This is a genomic window from Qipengyuania citrea (genome assembly GCF_024171405.1).
In the GTDB taxonomy this organism is placed as follows: Bacteria; Pseudomonadota; Alphaproteobacteria; order Sphingomonadales; family Sphingomonadaceae; genus Qipengyuania; species Qipengyuania profunda.
In genome coordinates this window covers 61688-76536 of record NZ_JALJZT010000001.1, presented here as the reverse complement: position 1 = coordinate 76536, position 14849 = coordinate 61688, and the positions used below count along the sequence as shown (strand labels likewise).

Sequence of the window (14849 nt, the reverse complement as noted above, 5' to 3'; positions counted from 1 at the left end):
GGGCGTTGGGGCCGATGACGGCGCCCTAGCGCATCAGCACCAGTTCCTCCGCCATCGTCGGGTGGATCGCGGTGGTGGCGTCGAAGTCTTCCTTGGTCAGCCCCGCCTTCACCGCGATCGCGGCGGCCTGCATCATCTCGGGAGCTTCGGGGGCGATCATGTGGATGCCGACGATGCGCCCGCTGTCGCCGTCGCAGATCATCTTGATCAGGCTGCGTTCGTTGCGCCCGGCGAGCACGTTCTTCATCGGGCGGAAATCCGACAGATAGACCTTCACGCTGCCGAGCTGGTTCTTGGCCTCGCCCTCGGTCATGCCGACCGCGGCGATCGGCGGGTGGCTGAACACGGCGCTGGGGATGCAGCTGTGGTCGACCGCCACTGGCTCGCCATCGCCGAACACGCTGTCGGCAAAGGCCTGTCCTTCGCGGATCGCGACCGGGGTCAGCTGCACGCGGTCGGTCACGTCGCCGACGGCATAGATGTGGTCGACATTGGTCTTGCTGAAGCGGTCGACCTTGACCTCGCCGCCCTCGCCCAATTCGACGCCCGCATTCTCCAGCCCCAGCCCCTCGGTGTTGGGAATGCGCCCGACGGCGAACAGCACCAGATCGGCCTTTTCCTCGTCGCAATCGGACATTTTCACGAAATAGCCGCCTTCCGAACACGGCTTGATGTATTCGAAGGTGGTGTTGAAGCGGAACTGGATGCCCTTCATCGTCGAGATCTGCAGCAGCCGGTCGCGCACCGCCTCGTCATAGCTGCGCAGCAGCCGGTCGCCGCGATTGACGATGTGAACTTCGCTGCCGAACTCGTTGAAGATGCCGGCGAATTCATTGGCGATATAGCCGCCGCCCGCGATGATGATCTTCTTGGGCAGTTCGTCGAGATGGAACGCCTCGTTCGAGCTGATCGCATGTTCGGCGCCCTGGCATTCGGGCATGCGCGGGCGCGCGCCGGTGGCGATCAGGATGGTTTTCGCGGTCACGACCTTGCCGCTCGCCAGCGTGATTTCATGCGGGCCGGTGATCTCGGCGCGTTCCTTGAAGATCGTCACCTCGTGACTTTCGAGCGTGTTGGTATAGGCGCCCTCGATCCGCTTGACGTCATTGAGCACATTGTCGCGCAGCGTGATCCAGTCGAAGGTCGCGTTCTCGGTCGACCAGCCGAAATTGCGCGCGTCCTTCAGGTCTTCGGCGAAATGCGCGCCATAGACGAGCATCTTCTTGGGCACGCAGCCGCGGATGACGCAGGTCCCGCCGACACGGTGTTCCTCGGCCACGGCGACCTTGGCGCCATGCGCCGCCGCCACGCGGCTGGCGCGCACGCCGCCCGAGCCTGCGCCGATGGTGAAGAGGTCGAAATCATACTCGCCGCTGGTGCCTGCCGCCAAAACCTGTCTCCGTTGTGAATGCGCGCCGCACTTGGGGCCTGCCTTCGCGCGGCACAAGGGGCAAGCGGGAACCACGCCCCCCGCCGGCCCATTGAAGGGCCAGTCCCTGGGAGGGGATGCTGCACCTGTCCGCAGCCATCCAACGGGAGACCGCATGACCGATACGCTTGCCGATTACGCCGCCCGCGGCACGGCGATCCTGCCGCAACCATGGAATTTGGTGGCGCTGGCCGTGGCCGCGACGTTGGCCGCGCTGCTGCTGCACTGGGTGGTGTTCCGCCTGCTGCGCCGCGTGGTGGGGCGCACGCGGAGCGAAGCGGACGAGATGCTGGTGCGGCGGCTCGCCATGCCCACGCGCTTTGCGCTGGTGGCGCTGGCACTGGTGCTGACCGCGCGCGAGATTCCCGCCTTCGAGACGGTGTGGGAACGCGTCGCCGGTTTCGTCATGCCCGCGGTGATCGGGTGGATCGCGCTGGCGATATTGCAGGCGCTGATCGAGGCGATGAAGCTGCGCGCGGACATCTCGGTCGAGGACAATCTCGCGGCGCGGCGTCAGCGGACCAAGCTGACCATGCTGAGCCGCATCGCGACCTTCATCATCATTTTCGTGACCGTGGGGCTGGTGCTGCTGTCGATCCCCGGCGTGCGCGATATCGGGGTGACACTGGTCGCCTCGGCGGGGCTGGCCGGCCTCGCGGTGGGCGCGGCCGCGCAGCCCGCGCTCAAATCGCTGATCGCGGGCGTGCAGATGGCGCTGACCGAGCCGATCAATATCGACGACGTGGTGATCGTCGAGGGCGAATGGGGGCGGATCGAGGACATCCGCACGACCTATGTCGTGGTCAAAATCTGGGACGAGCGGCGGTTGATCGTGCCGACCACGCGGTTCCTGGAAGGCGCGTTCGAGAACTGGACCAAAAAGACCGCGCAATTGCTGGGTTCGGTGATGCTCTATCTCGACCCGGCGACCCGGATCGGCCCGATCCGCGCCGAATTCGAACGCCAGATCGCGGACAATCCGCGCTGGGACGGCCGCGTGCAGGTGGTGCAGGTGACCGACACGAAGCGCGATGCAATCGAGGTGCGGCTGCTGATGAGCGCAAAGGATTCGCCCACGCTGTTCGACTTGCGCTGCGACATCCGCGAAGGGATGCTCGAATGGCTGGCCGACCACCAGCCCGCAGCCTTCGCGCGGCTGCGGCTGATGAACGAGGAAGCGGAGCCGGAAACGACCGGCCCCGCCCCTGATAGTTAGGCGCGCGCGGCGCTGCTGCGCCGGCGATTGCGGCTGCGCCCGCCACCGGGCTTGCCGGCACCGGCATTGCCGCCGCCACCCGGGCCGCCAGCGCCGCTGGGACGGCCCTTGCGGGCGGGATGCTTGTCCTTGGGCTTGGCCCGCTTCGCCGCGTCGCCGGTGGGGCGAACCTTGGGCTTGGCCATGCGCTGGCCGGGGGCCGCGCGCTTGGTCGGGCCGACGCCTTCGACCACGGCGCGGAAATTGTCCGGCAGCGGCAGGCGTTCGAACTCGGCATCGGTCTTCTTGCGGATATCCTTGAGGTAATCGCGCTCGTCCTCGGCGCAGAAGGCGATCGCGATGCCATCCTTGCCCGCGCGCGCGGTCCGGCCGATACGGTGGACGTATTGCTCGGGCACGTTGGGCAGTTCGTAATTGATCACATGACTCACGCCGGGGATGTCGATCCCGCGCGCGGCGACATCGGTCGCGATCAGGATAGGCGTCTTGGCGCGCTTGAACTCGTCGAGCGCGCGTTCGCGCTGCGGCTGGCTCTTGTTGCCGTGGATGGCGTTGGCGGGGATGCCGACCTGCGCCAGCTTCTTCACCACGCGGTCGCAGCCATGCTTGGTGCGCGCGAAGATCAGCACGCGTTCGAACTTGCCCGGCACCTGATGGCGTTCGGACAGCATCATTTCGAGCAGCGTCTGCTTTTCGTCCTGCTGGACCATGAAGAGATACTGGTCGATGCGTTCCGCAGTGGTGCTTTCGGGCGTCACCGAGACCTTGACCGGATTGCGGCAATATTTGCCGACCAGTTCCTGGATCTGCTTGGGCATGGTGGCGCTGAAGAACAGCGTCTGGCGGTCTTCGGGGACCAGCTGGCTGATCCGGCGCAGCGCGTGGATGAAGCCGAGGTCGAGCATCTGGTCGGCTTCGTCGAGCACCAGCACTTCGACCTTGTCGAGCGTGAAGGCCTTCTGGTCGATCAGATCGAGCAGGCGGCCAGGCGTGGCGACGAGGATGTCGGTGCCGCGGTGGAGCTTGTTGCGGTCCTTGTTGACCGAGGTGCCGCCGACGATCGAATGGACCTTGAGACCCGCCAGCTGGCCGTAATCCTTGGCGCTCTGGGCGATCTGGCCGGCCAGTTCGCGTGTCGGTGCAAGCACCAGCATGCGGCAGGACTTGAACGGCGTCTGATTGTCGGCGTTGCGCAGCCGGTCGATGCTGGGCAGCATGAAGGCGGCGGTCTTGCCGGTGCCGGTCTGCGCGATACCCATCAGGTCGCGCCCTTCGAGAACGGGCGGGATCGCCCCTTCCTGGATCGGCGTGGGAGTGGAATAGCCCTTGAGGTCAAGCGCCTGAAGGACGGGCTGCGACAGCCCAAGATCGGAAAACTGTGTCATGAAAACTCGCATTTATGATGCGGCGCGCGCAGACTTCCATCGCGGAATCCGGGCGCGTTCGCGGGGTTGAATAACCACCCGCGTGAATAGGGAAGTCTGGAAAAAGGAACCGAGGCGCGGCCGGGGCGATCGCTGTAAGCCGATCGCCGCTTCACGCTGGCTAGCGCGCTTCGATGGGGCGGCATGTGGGGCATGGCGCGCGATAAGTCAATGCCGCAGTGCAGCATGGGCCGCGCCGCGCGGCGGGATCAGCTGGTGCGCGCGTGCTCCATCAGCCGTTCGACCACGCGGTCGGCAGGGGTTGGCTTGGCCACCACCGGCGCGTCGATCGCCCGCAGCAGCTCGCCCGACCGGTCGAGATCGCCGGTGTTGAGGATAAACGGAATCGCGCGCTCCTTCAGCACGAGCGCGATCTGCTCGCAGGTCTCGCCGCCGCCCAGATTGACGTCGAGCACCGCGCCGTCGATCGCCTGTTCGGCCAGGGCCGTGCTGGCTTCGGCGCAGGTGACCGCGGTGACCGCCGCGATGGCGCAGTCTTCGAATGCCATCGACAGATCCATCGCGATCAGCGGTTCGTCCTCGAGGATCAGGACGCGGTTCATCGGCCACCGCCGGCACTGGCGCGGCCGATGGGGAGCGCAATTTCCACGCGCAGCCCCTCGCGGTCCCAATGCCGTTCGATCACCCCGCGCGAATGCCGCAGCAGGCTTTCGGAAATATCGAAGCCGGTCCCGGTGGAGCCATCGGGCGGCGCGCTCACTTCGGGCCCGCCGCGTTCGGTCCAGGTGAGGATGACCGAATTGCGTCCATGCTTGTCTTCCTCGTGGAGCCATTCGACCGCGACGGTGCCGACGTCGTTCGACAGCGCGCCATATTTGATCGCATTGGTGGCCAGTTCGTGCAGCGTCAGCCCGATCGCCGAGATTGCATTGGGTTCGGTGCGCAAGCCATTGCCGTTGAAGACAAACCGCTCGCCTTCGGGATCATAGGGCTTGAGCACCGAGCGCACTGCCTGGCCGATCTCCATCGTGCCGAAGAAGGCATCGTCGAGCGTGGGTTCGTACGAGCGGCCGAGCGCCTGCACCCGGTCGTTGACCTTGCGCGCGACATCGCGCGCACCCATCGACCGCCCGGTGATGTTCACGATCGCGCCGATCACCGCAAAGACGTTCTTGAGCCGGTGCGACACTTCGCGCGCCATCGCCTTGGCGTGGCGTTCCTCGGACTTGGCGAGATGGATGTCGCTGACATCCCACTGGCTGCCGAAGAAATATTTGAGCTTGCCTTCGGCGTCGTAGATCGGGCCGAGATGCAGCGCGTTCCAGAAGCTGGAGCCGTCCTTGCGGTAATTGCGTATCTCGACAACGATGACCTCCTCGTCGCGGATCGCCTGGCGGATCTTGGCGACCTGCTCCTGGTCGGTCCGCGCGCCCTGGAGGAACCGGCAGTTGCGACCGACGACTTCGTCCGCGCTATATCCGGTGAGCCGTTCGAAGGCGCGGTTGCAGAACACGATCGGGTGGTCGGGCAGCGTCGGGTCGGACAGGCAGACCGCCATGCGCGTCTGCGCCATCGCCTGCTCGAACAGCAGGCCCGAGGCGCCGTCGAAGGAATCGGGCGTATCGAATTCGGCGCTGGGCGTGCCAAGCGCCTGGCTCAGGGGGTGCGACGGAATTTCCGACATCCGGTGGGTCTCATACGACTTCTAGCGACGTGCCGCCTCTGCGTGAGCGGTTACCAGCATCAAAACTCCGGATGCCGCGAAGTTCCCGAATTGCGTGGGTTGCGGCCTCAGTCGGAAGCCAATCCCGCCGCTGCCAGCAGCCCTTCGGTGCTCGCGTCAAATTGCTCGCCGCCCTGTTCGATTGCCTTGGCCATCTGCTTGCCCAGTTCGACCCCGAACTGGTCGAAGGGGTTGATGCCCATCAGCACCGCGCTGGCGAAGACGCGGTGCTCGTGGAAGGCGATCAGCGCGCCCAGTGCGGCGGCGTCGAGGTCGTCGCACAGGATCGTCGCGCTGGGGCGGTCGCCGGGATAGTTGCGCGCGGGGTCCGCGCCCTGCTTGCCTGCCATCAGCGCCGCGCCTTGCGCAAAGCAGTTCATCAGCAGGATGCGGTGGTGCGCGGGGTCGAGCTCGTCGCCCGGCGCGATGCTGGCGATGAAATCGACCGGCACCAGATGCGTGCCCTGGTGGAGCAGCTGGAACACCGCATGCTGCGCATCGGTGCCCACCCCGCCCCAGGTGATCGGCGCGGTCGGGCCATCGACCGGCTGCATGTCGGCGGTGACGCGCTTGCCGTTCGATTCCATTTCGAGCTGCTGGAGGTAATCGGGGAACAGGCCGAGGCGTTCGTCATAGGCGAACACGGCGCGGGTCTGGCAGCCGCGCACGCGGGTGTAATAGAGATCGGCGAAGGCCGCGCGCAGGACGAGGTTGGCCGCGCCGTCGGTGTCGCGGAAATGTTCGTCCACCGCCTTGGCGCCCGCGAGCATGGCGCGGAAATCGTCCATCCCCACCGCCATCGCGATCGGAAAGCCGATCGAGGACCAGATCGAGTAACGCCCGCCGACGCTTTCCTGGAACGGCAGGATGCGTGTTTCGTCAACGCCCCATTCGACCGCGCCTTCGGGATTGGCGGTCAGCGCGATCACGCGCCCGCCGGGATCGGAGACGCCATTGTCGCCCAGCCATTTGAGCGCGCTGGCGGCATTGGTCATCGTCTCGATCGTGGTGAAGGTCTTGCTGGCCACCGCGATCAGCGTCTTGGCCGGATCGCACTTCGCAAAGGCTGCCTCGAGCGCGACGCCGTCGATGTTGGACACGACATGGACATCGCAATAGCTGAGGTCACGGCCGAGCGCGTCGACCCCCAGCGCGGGGCCGAGCGCGCTGCCGCCGATACCGATGTGGATCAGGTGCTCGATCTCGCCCAGCGCGCCCTGGTGGATCGCCTCCACCAGCATGCCCATGCGGTCGATCAGCGCCATCGCTTCCTCGACCTTGGCGCCTTCGCCCGTGCCGCGCAAAGTCGCGTGGTCGGCGGCGCGGCCTTCGGTCGGATTGACCACTTCACCGGCGAACAGCCTGGCACGCTTGCCGGCGAAGTCCATCGCCTCGGCGAGCTGTTCGAAGCGCGCGATCACCGCGCGGTCGAGATGCGTCTTCGACCAGTCGAACAGGATCCCGCCTTCATCGAGCGCGATCCGGCCCGAGAGCATGGCGACGCGGTCGGCGCCGCCCGGCTCGTCCGCGCCTTCGCCGCCGTCGCGAACGGCGCTGAACAATTCGCCCAGCGTCGGGCGCGGGAGCGCGGCAAGCTGGTCCCAGATATCGGCAGCAGAGGTCATGGTGCAAAAATCCTTTCGTGTCCGCAGGTGCGCGACTAGGGAACTCCGCGATGATTGAGAAGCCCGCATGACAGACCGCGCCCTGGATCCGCATTCGCCCCCGACCAGTTCGAGCGAACCGAAAGACAAGGAGACGCTCGGCAGCTTCCTGTGGTTCGTCACCAAGCTGGTGCTCGTGGTGCTGATCTTCCGCAGCTTCATCTTCTCGCCCTTCACCATTCCCAGCGAGAGCATGCTGCCCAACCTGCGCAATGGCGATTACCTCGTCGCGGCGAAGTGGCCCTATGGGTTTTCGAAATATTCGCTCCCCGGCGAACCCGACCTGTTCGAGGGGCGGTTCTTCGCCAGCCTGCCCGAACGCGGCGATGTGGCGATCTTCAAGCACCCGGTAACGGGGGTGGATTACGTCAAGCGCGTGATCGGCCTGCCCGGCGATACGGTGGCGGTGCAGGACGGCGTGGTCATCCTCAACGGCACCCCGCTGCCCAAGGAGGATGCCGGCGCGGCCGATATCCCGATGAGCGCCAACACCGGTTGCCGACGCGATGGGGGCGTGGTGATGGACGGGACGATTTGCCGCTATCGCCAGTTCCGCGAGACATTGCCTTCGGGCCGCAGCTATCTGACGGTCGATTTCGGCAATGTCGGCGCGCGCCTGCTGACCGACGAGACCGGCCAGATCGCGACCGATGCGCGCGGCAATCCGCTGCGCGTCGATCCCGACAATACCGAGCCGGTGATCGTGCCTGCGGGCCATCTGTTCATGATGGGCGACAACCGCGACAATTCGCTCGACAGCCGCTTCCCCGCAGTGCGCGATGGCGGGGTCGGGCTGGTCGATGCCGAACTGCTGGTCGGGCGCGCCAGCCGCGTGTTGTGGTCGAGCGACGGGACGGCCGAATGGCATCTGCCGTGGACCTGGTTCAGCGCGGCGCGCTGGAACCGCATCGGAGCCGACATATGAGCGCGCTCGAGCCCGCCGCACGCGACTGGCTCGCCAAGACCGGTTTCACGGTGAAGGACGAGACGCTGTGGTTCGCCGCGCTGACGCATGGCAGCATGGGCGAGAAACAGGATTACGAACGGCTCGAATTCCTTGGCGACCGCGTGCTCGGCCTGTCGATCGCCGACTGGCTCTATGCGCGCAGCGATGCGCCCGAGGGCAAGCTGGCGCAGCGGCTCAACGCCATCGTCAGCCGCGAAATGTGCGCGCAGGTCGCGCGCGGCATCGGGCTGGCGCCGCATATCCGTATTTCCAAGCAGGCGAGCAGCGACGGCGGGCGCGACAGCGACAATATCCTCGGCGATGTGATGGAAGCATTGCTGGGCGCCGAATTCCTCGACAACGGGTTCGAGCCTGCGCGCAGCGTGGTCCAGCTATTGTGGCGACCCGCGCTGGAAAGCGGTGCGGGCAAGTCCAAGCATCCCAAGAGCGCGCTCCAGGAATGGGCCGCGGGCAACCAGCGGCGCCCGCCCGAATACGAGCTGGTCGACCGTTCGGGCCCCGATCACGCGGCGCGGTTCACCGTGCGGGTGAAGGTCCACAAGGTCGGCGAGGCGGAAGGCACCGCGGGCAGCAAGCAGGAAGCCGAAAAGCAGGCGGCACGCATATTCATGGAGACGTTCGGGTGACGCAGGAAACAACCAAATGCGGCGTGGTCGCCGTGCTGGGTGCGCCCAATGCGGGCAAGAGCACGCTGGTCAACCAGCTGGTCGGCCAGAAGGTCGCGATCACCAGCGCCAAGGCGCAGACCACGCGGGCGCGGATGATGGGCATCGCGCTGCACGGCAACACGCAGATGATCCTGGTCGATACGCCGGGCATTTTCGCGCCCAAGCGGCGGCTCGACCGCGCGATGGTCAGCGCGGCCTGGGAAGGCGCGGAAGCCGCCGATGCGGTGCTGCTGATGGTCGATCCGGTCAAGCAGCGGCGGCACGAGCTCGAACCGCTGCTCGAACAGGTCGCGCAGCGCCCCGAACGCAAGATCCTCGTGCTCAACAAGGTCGATGTGGCGAAGAAGGAACCGCTGCTCGCGCTGGCGCAGGACCTGGTGGGCAAGGTCGACTTCGCCGATATCTATTTCGTCTCCGCGCTCACCGGCGACGGGGTGCCCGAGATGAAGGAAGCGCTGGCCGGCATGATGCCCGAAGGCGTGTGGATGTATCCCGAAGACCAGGTCAGCGATGCCAGCGAACGCCTGCTCGCCACCGAAATTACCCGCGAACAGCTCTACCAGCAGCTGCACGAGGAACTGCCCTACGACAGTGCGGTGCGGCCCGAGAAATACATCCAGCGTCCCGATGGCAGCGTCGAGATCCACCAGCAGATCGTGGTCATCCGCGACAACCAGCGCGCCATCGTGCTCGGCAAGGGCGGCTCGAAAATCAAGGCCATCGGCGAGGCCGCGCGCAAGGAACTGACCGAACTGCTCGGCCAGAAGGTCCACCTGTTCCTCCACGTCAAGACCGACGAGCGGTGGAGCGAGGACAAGGAAATGTTCGAGGAAATCGGGCTGGACTGGAAGAGCTAGGGCTCTTCGCACCGGCAATGCTCGCGCTCGATTCCCTCCCCCAGTTGGCTGCCGCGCTCGCGGCCGGGCTGCTGGTGGGGATCGAGCGGGGATGGAAGCTGCGTGACGAGACCCCCGGCATGCGGGTTGCCGGGGTCCGCACCTTTACCCTGCTGGGCGTGGCAGCGGGACTGGCGGGTGTTATCGCGGGCCATGGCTTCGCGGTGGCCTCGGGCCTCGTCTTTGCAGCGGCCACCGCCATTGTAGCGATCGGCTATTCGCGCGCGGTGCTCGACAGCGGCAAGCCCGATGCAACCAGCGCGGTCGCCGCCATGGTCACGCTGGGTCTGGGGTTCCTCGCCGGGATCGGCGAAGAGGCACTGGCGGTCGCGGGCGCGGCGGTGGTCACGCTGATCCTCGCGCTGCGCACCGAAGTCCACCGCTGGGTCGGCGCGCTCGACGAGGCCGATATCAAGGCCTTCACGCGTTATGCGGTGATCGCGCTGGCGGTGTTCCCCTTCCTGCCCGAGGGGCGCTATGGCCCCTACGACGCGTGGGAGCCGCGCACCCTGTGGCTGGTGGTCATCATCGTCACCGGCTTTTCCTTCGCCGGCTATGTCGCCAACCGCCTGTTCGGCGCGCGCCGCGGGACCATTGCGACCGCCGTCATCGGCGGCGCCTACAGTTCCACCGCAGTGACGCATTCATTCGCCCAGCGGCTTGGCGCAGGCGCCGGGCACGGCGCGGAGAATGCGGGCATCGCGCTGGCCAGCGCGGTCATGTATCTGCGGGTGATCATCCTGGTCGCGGTGCTGGCGACGAGCCTGCTGGCCGATTTCGCAATCCTCGTCGCCCCGGCGCTGCTGGCGGGCTTCGCTGCGGCGCTGTGGCTCTACCGCGCGGCGCCCGCGACCACCGGCCCCGCCCCGCCCGGCAATCCGATCGCCATGCTGCCCGCGCTGACCTTCGTCGCCTTCGTGGCCGTGGCTGCGGTCGCCGCGCGCTGGGCCGAAACGCGCTTCGGCGAAGAAGGGATCGCGGTCCTGCTGCTGCTCATGGGCAGCATGGACGTCGATGCCGCCATCGTCACCGCCGGCGGGCTGGAGCCGGGCACCATCGCACCCCGGCTCGCCGCGCTCGCCATAGCGGGAACGATCCTCGCCAATATGAGCGTGAAACTGGGTGTCACGCTCGCCTATGGCGGACGCCAGGCCCGCCCCGCGGCATGGGCGCTGGCGGCCAGCATGGTGGCGCTGGCGGCCAGCCTCGCCGTAGGTTACGTACGGCTCTGATCGGGCGCTCCCCTACCGCTTCTTCAGGATCTCGATCTTGTTCTTCTTGGCGAAGTCCTTGGTCGATTCCTCGCTGCGGCCGATCGCCTTGGCGATTTCCCTGAGGCCCTTGCCCTTGCCCGCGAGCAGCCGCAATTGCCCCGCTTCCTCGGACTTCCACGGCTGCTTGTGGCGTTCGAAACGCTCCTTCGCCATCAGCCCGCCTCCGCCTTCTTGGCAGCTGCCTTTTTGGCCGGAGCCTTATTCTTCGCGGGGGCCTTCTTGGCGGCGGGCTTCTTCTTCGCCGCCGCCTTCTTCTTGGGCGCGGCCTTCTTCTTTTTCGCCGGACCCTTGGCCGCGCGCGCATCGATCAGTTCGATCGCCTGCGCCTCGGTGACGTCCTCGGGCTTCATGTCCTTGGGGATCGTCGCATTGGTGGTGCCGTCGGTGACATAGGGGCCGTAGCGGCCCGGCATCACCTTCATCTCGGCGCCGCTGGTCGGATGTTCGCCCAGCGTCTTGATCGGTTCGGCCTTGCCGCGCCCACCGCCTTTGCGATTGGCGGCTTCGGCAAGCAGCGTGACCGCCGCGTTCATGCCGGTGTCGAACACGTCGCGCGTGCTCTGCAGCTTGGCGTATTTGCCATCATGCCGCAGGTACGGGCCGTAACGTCCTATCGCGGCTTCGATTTCCTTGCCGGTCTCGGGATGCGTCCCGACGATCCGCGGCAGGCTGAGCAGCTTCAGGGCCCATTCGAGATCGAAATCGTCGAGGTCCTTGGGAATGCTCGCGCGCTTGGCTTCCTTGCCCTCGCCCAGCTGGATGTAGGGGCCGAAACGTCCCGTCTTGCGTTCGACCGGGAGGCCGGTTTCGGGATCCTCGCCCATCACCCCGTCATCGGCGCCGTCATCGCCCTCGCCGCCGGGCTTGGCGAACTGGCGCGTGAACTTGCAGTCGGGGTAATTGGCGCAGGCGACGAACGCGCCGTAGCGGCCACCACGCAGCGCCAGCCGGCCGCCTTCGCGGCCTTCGGTCTCGCACAGCGGGCAATGGCGCGGGTCCTTGCCGTCGGCGCGTTCGGGGAACAGGTAGTCGGACAGGAATTCGTCGAGCACTTCGGTCACTTCCGAAGGCTTCTTGTCCATCACCTCTTCGGTCTTGGGCTTGAAGTCGCGCCAGAAGGCCTCGAGCAGCTTCTTCCAGTCCTCGCGCCCGTCGCTGACCGTATCGAGCTCGTCCTCGAGCCCGGCGGTGTAGTCGAAGGCGACATATTGCGGGAAGAAGCGTTCGAGGAAGGCGGTCAGCAGGCGCCCGCTTTCCTCGGCGAAGAAGCGGTTCTTCTCCATCCGCACATAGGCGCGGTCGCGCAGCGTCTGGATCGTGCTGGCATAGGTCGAGGGGCGGCCGATGCCGAGTTCCTCGAGCCGCTTGACCAGGCTCGCCTCGGAAAACCGCGGCGGCGGCTGGGTGAAGTGCTGGTTTGCTTCGACGCCCTTCTTGAGCGGGCTGTCGCCCTTGGCGATGGCGGGCAGCAGGCCCTCTTCATCGTCCTCCGCGTCGTCGCGCCCTTCCTGGTAGACCGCGAGGAAGCCGGGGTATTTCACCACCTGCCCGGTGGCGCGCAATTCGTGCTGGCCGGTGGCCTCGCGCAGCGTGACGGTGGTGCGTTCGAGCGAGGCGGCGGCCATCTGGCTGGCCATCGCGCGCTTGAAGATGAGGTCGTAGAGCCGGCCCTCGTCGCCGCTGCCCGCACGGTCGCGGTTGAAGTCGGTCGGACGGATCGCCTCATGCGCTTCCTGCGCATTCTTGGCTTTCGTCTTGTACATGCGCGGGCTGTCGGGGAGCGCATGGCCGCCATAGCGATCGGCGACCGCCTTGCGGCAGGCGGAAATCGCGCTGCCGTCCATGCTGACGCCGTCGGTCCGCATGTAGGTGATCGAGCCCGCTTCGTAGAGCGATTGCGCACAGCGCATCGTGTGGCTGGCGGAAAAACCAAGCTTGCGCGCGGCTTCCTGTTGCAGCGTCGAGGTGGTGAACGGCGGCGCGGGATTGCGCTTGAACGGCTTGGTCTCGACTTCCTCGACCGTGAAGTTGGCGGTTTCGACCGCCTGCTTCGCGGCGGCGGCGCTGCCCTCGTCACCGAGCGTCAGCTTGTCGAGTTTCTTGCCCTCGAACCGGACCAGCCGCGCGTCGAACTCGCTGCCGTCCTGCTGCAGCTTGGCGATCACCGACCAGTATTCGTCGGCGCGGAAATGCTCGATCTCGATCTCGCGGTCGACGATCAGCCGCAGCGCGACCGATTGCACGCGGCCCGCGCTCTTGGCGCCGGGCAGGCGCCGCCACAGTACGGGCGACAGCGTGAATCCATAGAGATAGTCGAGCGCGCGGCGCGCGAGATAGGCGTCGATCAGCGGCTGGTCGAGCTCGCGCGGGGCCTTCATCGCATCGGTCACCGCCTGTTTGGTGATCGCGTTGAACGTCACCCGGTCAACCTTGGCGGGCAGCGTCTTGCGCTTCGCCAGCAGCTCGCGCACGTGCCACGAAATCGCCTCGCCCTCGCGGTCGGGGTCGGTCGCGAGGACCAGGCGGTCGGCGCCCTTCGCCGCGTCGCTGATTTCCTTGAAGCGCTTCTGCTTGTCGCGATAGAGCTCCCAGTCCATCGCGAAATCCTCGTCCGGGCGCACGCTGCCATCCTTGGGCGGCAGGTCGCGGACGTGACCATAGCTGGCGAGAACCTTGAAGTCCTTGCCGAGATATTTCTCGATGGTTTTCGCCTTGGCGGGCGATTCGACGATGACCAGTTGCATGGAGGTAAAAACAGTCCCTTACGTGTGTACGTGCGTATACGCGCGAAAATGGGGCCCGGGTAAGAGCGCCGTCAAGCGGGAGATTGCACCGCCGCATCTTTGGCCGCTGGCGCCATCAGCAGCCCGTAGCTCGCAACCGACAGCAGGACCAGCCAGACGCTGGCAAGCACGGCAAGCAAGTTAGCAAGGATCGTGAAGGCCAGCGGCGCAGACCCCCATAGGCTGGCGGGCAACGCCCATACCGCCCCGCCCGCCACGCTCAGAAGAAATGCCCCCGCTGCGTGGAGCATCAGCGCGCCGGTCGAGCGGCTGGTCGCTTCCCAACTCTGCTTCATGGCCTGCACCGCGCCGTCATTGCGCACCAGCACATCGCAGACCCCGGGCATCCACCGCGCCATCAGGATGAGACCCGGAACGATCAGGAGCATAAGGCCGAAGGTGATCGCCAGCCCCCAAAGGACGGTGAAGACCAGATAGGCCAGGAACCCGCCGCGTTTGCCCTGCGCGAACAGCCCCGCCTCCGCCATCAGGAGGAAGATCAGCACATAGACCAGATAGCCGTCGACCAGCATGATCAGCGTGCCCACCATCGTGAAGTCATCGCCGTAATGCCATTCCTCCACGGCGTAGGCGGCGGTCGTGCACAGGATATACAGCGTCAGCGGCACCGGCAGCATGCGCGCCAGTCGCAGCATCTCCAGCCCAATCGTGCGAAAATCGACCGCTCTCGGTTCCATCGTGCCCCCGTTTCCGGAAGGCCGGGTAAGAGTGCATCCGTCAATGGGCAAGCGCCAAACGCAGAACGGGCCGCCCGTATAGGAGGTACGGAGGCGGCCCGTCGCGCGCGCTGCGAACAGCGCCCGCTGTCTGATCTGGTGTGCTT

Annotated in this window: 13 protein-coding genes; 5 read left to right on the top strand and 8 right to left on the bottom strand. The window is 66.3% G+C overall.

Annotated features, from left to right (window positions below; genetic code table 11):
* Positions 1-25 precede the first annotated feature (25 nt).
* Positions 26-1390 carry a glutathione-disulfide reductase gene (gorA, locus tag J2S32_RS00360; RefSeq protein ID WP_253515020.1) on the bottom strand — a complete coding sequence of 455 codons (1365 nt, stop codon included), beginning with the start codon at positions 1388-1390 and terminating at the stop codon, positions 26-28.
* A 154-nt stretch (positions 1391-1544) separates the two neighbouring features.
* On the opposite strand from gorA, the gene J2S32_RS00355 reads away from it, so the two are divergent.
* A complete protein-coding gene (locus J2S32_RS00355) occupies positions 1545-2645 on the top strand; it encodes a mechanosensitive ion channel family protein (protein ID WP_253515019.1) in 1101 nt (366 codons plus the stop codon).
* Here J2S32_RS00355 and J2S32_RS00350 read toward each other — a convergent pair.
* The 4 genes from J2S32_RS00350 to pgi form a co-directional block, all read right to left on the bottom strand.
* A complete protein-coding gene (locus J2S32_RS00350; RefSeq protein WP_253515018.1) occupies positions 2642-4030 on the bottom strand; it encodes a DEAD/DEAH box helicase in 1389 nt (462 codons plus the stop codon). The genes J2S32_RS00355 and J2S32_RS00350 overlap by 4 nt on opposite strands.
* Positions 4031-4278: 248 nt before the next feature.
* On the bottom strand, positions 4279-4632 hold the full coding sequence (locus tag J2S32_RS00345) for a response regulator (protein ID WP_253515017.1): 354 nt from the start codon (positions 4630-4632) through the stop codon (positions 4279-4281).
* Complete coding sequence (locus J2S32_RS00340; protein ID WP_253515016.1) at positions 4629-5714, bottom strand: PAS domain-containing protein; 1086 nt, start codon at positions 5712-5714, stop codon at positions 4629-4631. The genes J2S32_RS00345 and J2S32_RS00340 overlap by 4 nt, the downstream gene beginning before the upstream one ends.
* A 107-nt stretch (positions 5715-5821) precedes the next feature.
* A complete protein-coding gene (gene pgi / locus J2S32_RS00335; protein WP_253515015.1) occupies positions 5822-7378 on the bottom strand; it encodes a glucose-6-phosphate isomerase in 1557 nt (518 codons plus the stop codon).
* 67 nt (positions 7379-7445) lie between these two features.
* Between pgi and lepB the strand changes: the two genes are divergently transcribed.
* Genes lepB through J2S32_RS00315 form a run of 4 tightly spaced genes read left to right on the top strand, consistent with a single transcriptional unit; the run spans position 7446 to position 11180 of the window.
* Complete coding sequence (gene lepB / locus J2S32_RS00330; RefSeq protein WP_253515014.1) at positions 7446-8342, top strand: signal peptidase I; 897 nt, start codon at positions 7446-7448, stop codon at positions 8340-8342.
* Positions 8339-9010: a ribonuclease III gene (rnc, locus tag J2S32_RS00325; protein WP_253515013.1), complete on the top strand. Its 672-nt coding sequence runs from the start codon at positions 8339-8341 to the stop codon at positions 9008-9010. Before lepB ends, rnc begins: the two co-directional genes overlap by 4 nt.
* Positions 9007-9909 (top strand): GTPase Era, encoded by a 903-nt coding sequence (gene era, locus J2S32_RS00320; RefSeq protein ID WP_253515010.1) that lies wholly within the window; start codon positions 9007-9009, stop codon positions 9907-9909. Before rnc ends, era begins: the two co-directional genes overlap by 4 nt.
* Before the next feature lie 17 nt (positions 9910-9926).
* Positions 9927-11180 carry an MgtC/SapB family protein gene (locus tag J2S32_RS00315; RefSeq protein WP_253515008.1) on the top strand — a complete coding sequence of 418 codons (1254 nt, stop codon included), beginning with the start codon at positions 9927-9929 and terminating at the stop codon, positions 11178-11180.
* A 12-nt stretch (positions 11181-11192) separates the two neighbouring features.
* On the opposite strand, the gene J2S32_RS00310 is transcribed toward J2S32_RS00315, so the two are convergent.
* From J2S32_RS00310 to J2S32_RS00300, 3 genes are all read right to left on the bottom strand, one after another.
* Positions 11193-11375 (bottom strand): hypothetical protein, encoded by a 183-nt coding sequence (locus J2S32_RS00310; RefSeq protein ID WP_050599265.1) that lies wholly within the window; start codon positions 11373-11375, stop codon positions 11193-11195.
* Positions 11375-13966, bottom strand: a complete 2592-nt coding sequence (topA, locus tag J2S32_RS00305; protein ID WP_253515007.1) for a type I DNA topoisomerase — start codon at positions 13964-13966, stop codon at positions 11375-11377. Before topA ends, J2S32_RS00310 begins: the two co-directional genes overlap by 1 nt.
* Positions 13967-14037: 71 nt before the next feature.
* Positions 14038-14703 carry a hypothetical protein gene (locus J2S32_RS00300; RefSeq protein WP_253515006.1) on the bottom strand — a complete coding sequence of 222 codons (666 nt, stop codon included), beginning with the start codon at positions 14701-14703 and terminating at the stop codon, positions 14038-14040.
* Positions 14704-14849: the final 146 nt, after the last annotated feature.